The organism is Nitrobacter sp. 62-13 (genome assembly GCF_001896955.1).
GTDB lineage: Bacteria > Pseudomonadota > Alphaproteobacteria > Rhizobiales > Xanthobacteraceae > Nitrobacter.
The window spans coordinates 1-3,207 of record NZ_MKRN01000061.1; the positions used below are offsets into that span (position 1 = coordinate 1).

The 3,207-nt window shown below is 60.5% G+C and carries 4 protein-coding genes and 1 pseudogene; 2 read left to right on the forward strand and 3 right to left on the reverse strand.

Features of this window, described 5'->3' with window-relative positions:
- Both BGN91_RS06195 and fabA read right to left on the reverse strand, forming a co-directional pair.
- The coding region (locus tag BGN91_RS06195) for a beta-ketoacyl synthase N-terminal-like domain-containing protein (protein ID WP_292611478.1) at positions 1–465 on the reverse strand (465 nt) is incomplete at its 3' end.
- A gap of 104 nt (positions 466–569) precedes the next feature.
- Positions 570–1,094, reverse strand: coding sequence for a 3-hydroxyacyl-[acyl-carrier-protein] dehydratase FabA (fabA, locus tag BGN91_RS06200; RefSeq protein WP_292611479.1), 525 nt, complete (start codon positions 1,092–1,094; stop codon positions 570–572).
- Positions 1,095–1,604: 510 nt separating this feature from the next.
- On the opposite strand from fabA, the gene irrA reads away from it, so the two are divergent.
- Positions 1,605–2,078 carry an iron response transcriptional regulator IrrA gene (irrA, locus tag BGN91_RS06205; protein WP_292611481.1) on the forward strand — a complete coding sequence of 158 codons (474 nt, stop codon included), beginning with the start codon at positions 1,605–1,607 and terminating at the stop codon, positions 2,076–2,078.
- Positions 2,079–2,190: 112 nt separating this feature from the next.
- Here irrA and BGN91_RS06210 read toward each other — a convergent pair whose 3' ends face one another.
- Positions 2,191–2,694 carry an SH3 domain-containing protein gene (locus tag BGN91_RS06210; RefSeq protein WP_292611483.1) on the reverse strand — a complete coding sequence of 168 codons (504 nt, stop codon included), beginning with the start codon at positions 2,692–2,694 and terminating at the stop codon, positions 2,191–2,193.
- A 350-nt stretch (positions 2,695–3,044) separates the two neighbouring features.
- On the opposite strand from BGN91_RS06210, the pseudogene BGN91_RS06215 reads away from it, so the two are divergent.
- A pseudogene (locus tag BGN91_RS06215) lies at positions 3,045–3,207 on the forward strand (D-glycerate dehydrogenase); the annotation flags it as partial.

The window sequence follows — 3,207 nt, forward strand, 5'->3', positions numbered from 1 at the left end:
GTAGTTGACGCCCTTGATCTTGAACCACGTTGCGAGTGTCGCCGATGCGGTGGACGACATCGCCTTGGGCACCGCGAACGGACCCACCCGTTTCGGTCCTTTGCTTCGGGTGATGTCGGCCGCTTCCACGATCGTGCGCGCGGACGGGCCGCCGGAACCCATGATGATACCGGTTCGCTCGTTGGAGACGTCGCCGGGCTCCAGGCCCGAGTCGCGGATCGCCTGCTCCATCGCGACATGATTCCATGCCGCGCCCTCCGCCAGAAAACGCATCGCGCGGCGATCGACGACCTCGGCCGGATTGAGCGTCGGCGCACCCTGCACCTGCGAGCGAAAACCGAGTTCGGCATACTTGTCCGCGCGCGTGATGCCGGACTTGGCATCATACAGACTCGACAGCACTTCCTGAGTGTTGTTTCCGATCGACGAGACAATGCCCATCCCCGTGACGACGACCCGCCTCATGATCTCCTCGCACTCTGATTACGCTGTCTCATGAAGGCACCTCGTCAAAAATCCGAAACCCGCGTCGACCGGCCGAAGCCGTCCTCATTCATCATCGCGGGCTCTCATGCACCCGGCGCGGCATCCTGCTTGAACAGACCGACCTTCAAATCGCTCGCGCGATAGATAATATCGCCGTCGGCGGAAAGCCACCCGTCTGCAATCCCGAGCACCAGCTTCGAGCGCATCACGCGCTTGATGTCGACATTGTACACGACCTTGCTGATATGCGGCAGCACCTGACCGGTGAACTTCAGATCACCCAGACCCAGTGCGCGGCCACGGCCTTCGCCGCCGGTCCAGCCGAGATAAAATCCAACCATCTGCCACAGCGCGTCGAGGCCGAGGCAGCCGGGCATCACAGGGTCGCCCTTGAAGTGGCAGCCGAAGAACCAGAGATCCGGTTTCACGTCGAGTTCGGCGCGGATCAATCCCTTGCCGAATTCGCCGCCATCGTCGTTGATCTCGGTGATCCGGTCGAACATCAGCATCGGCGGCAACGGCAACTGGGCATTTCCAGGTCCGAACAGTTCGCCCCGGCCGCAAGCCAGCAAACCCTCATAATCGTAGCTGCTGCGCCGATCCTGCATCCTGTCTGGCCTTTCTTTCATCGAGGAGTGACGTTCCACGAGGCACGCGAAACGTGTGGCTTTCGCCTGAGACATGCGCCGGTTCCTGGATCGGCGCCGCGGGCTCTCTATCACAGGGTCCGGAGGGGGGCAAAGCGAGGCCGTCGTTCGGCTTGCACCGATCGCATGTCTTCCGATGCAGGCCACGAATCAAGGAAATGTTGGCGGACTTTTGATTCGTGCGCTGCCCGGGTCTGATGCTTGCTTGAGCGGTTTACCAAAGAAGGCCCTGCGACCGTCGGTCGCTGCGCTGTCGGCCCAAAAGGACCCTGATAGATCCTATCATACTGTATGTATTAGCAGTTTTTTGATTTGACCCGACGAAATCCGTTGCCGATAAGCTAGTTTGGAGCCGTTCTAGTTGCGAAAAACTTGCATCTAAGCACCCTTCTTTCTATAGTTTTCTTGCGGAAAGTCTATTGGCGTGAACAGCTTCGGGTGCATGGCGTGAGTACGAACGAAAATATCGTGATGGTGGCCGAGGAAGAACTCGAAGTTGCGGCGATCCGTCACGGACGCCAGCCGACACTGACGGGTTGCCCGTGGCATGACGTCAACGAAATGCTGCAGTCGGTTGGCTTGCGGCCGACACGGCAGCGCATGGCCCTTGGCTGGCTGCTGTTCGGCAAGGGCGCGCGCCATCTCACCGCGGAAATGCTCTACGAAGAAGCGACCATCGCCAAGGTTCCGGTCTCGCTCGCCACGGTCTACAACACGCTCAACCAGTTGACCGACGCCGGACTGCTGCGGCAGGTCAGCGTCGACGGCACCAAGACCTATTTCGATACCAACGTCACCTCGCATCACCACTTCTATCTCGAGAACAATCACGAGCTGGTCGACATCCCGGATCCGCATCTGGTGTTGCAGACGATGCCGAACATACCGGAGGGTTACGAGATCAGCCGTATCGACATGGTGGTGCGGCTGCGCAAGAAGCGATGATTCCCGTCTTGGCAATTTGATCGGTGTTCATCGTGCCCGGCCTTTCGCCGGGCATTTGTTTTTGCAACGGGCGGTCCAACCGAGATGATCCCCCGATGACGGCCGGATTATCTCAATCGATTTTTTCGTCGGCGTAGACGCCCCACAGCCGCTGCTGCTGGATCCAGCCGTCGAAACCATTCCCCGCAATATGGCACCATCCCGTCGCGCAATGCTTGACCTGCGCCACGACGCCGGCCTGCAGGCGGGCCGCCACCGCGCTCTGCGTATCGGCGCTGGAATAGAGCTGCGCCAGATCGTCCTTGGTCTTCATCGTAACGACCGCGGTGCGACGACCGGACAACAGCGAGTGATAGACCCAGCCCTCGGCGCCTTCCGAATCGCGGATGCGGCGCCAGTTCTCGAACTCGGCGGTGATTTCGACCGGCAGTCCGGCCTTGGTGTATATCCAGGCGACGTCGTTGTCCTTGGTCGGGCCGGCGCGGACGTTCACGTGATCGGACTTCAGGCTGACATAACGCGGAATCGGAAGCCCGCTCGTGGACAGCGCGGAATCCTTGGCGTTGGCGGCTGTTTCAAGGCCGGCCGCGCCAAGCATCGCGGCTGCGAACACCATGGACGTGAAAAGCCGTTTCCCCATCGTCACCCCCGCCCTTCGAGACCATTTCGCCGCCCGATCCCGGCCGGTCCGTGTTCCGGACCCGGGGTTCTTGTCTTGGCCCGGCCTTCTGCTAGAGAGGACCAGACACCCGGCGAACGGGAGCCTGGGAAACTTGCACGGAACATGCAAGCGCCCCCGGAAACCAAGGCGACAAACGCTGAGATCTGCAGGCGGCTGCAGTTTCGAACAAGCGGGTTAACGGGGACTGAACGGTCCATCGGACGAACCTGAATTCACCGGATTGCGCGACTGCTTCGGAGTCGTTTCGAGATCGCAACAAAAAACGCAACACTAGAGGGCAAGAGATGTCGGTAAAGAAGAAGCCTCTGGTTGTCGTCACGCGCAAACTGCCCGACTCGATCGAGACCCGCATGCGCGAACTGTTTGACGCGCGGCTCAATCTCGACGACCGGCCGATGACGCCGGAACAGCTCATCGACGCCGTCCGCACCGCGGATATCCTCGTTT

What these genes read in the sequence shown, in the direction of transcription:
- fabA (WP_292611479.1), bottom strand. Translation starts at nt 1,094, where the DNA reads ATGCAGGATCGGCGCAGCAGCTACGATTATGAGGGTTTGCTGGCTTGC.
- irrA (WP_292611481.1), top strand. Translation starts at nt 1,605, where the DNA reads ATGGTGGCCGAGGAAGAACTCGAAGTTGCGGCGATCCGTCACGGACGC.
- BGN91_RS06210 (WP_292611483.1), bottom strand. Translation starts at nt 2,694, where the DNA reads ATGGTGTTCGCAGCCGCGATGCTTGGCGCGGCCGGCCTTGAAACAGCC.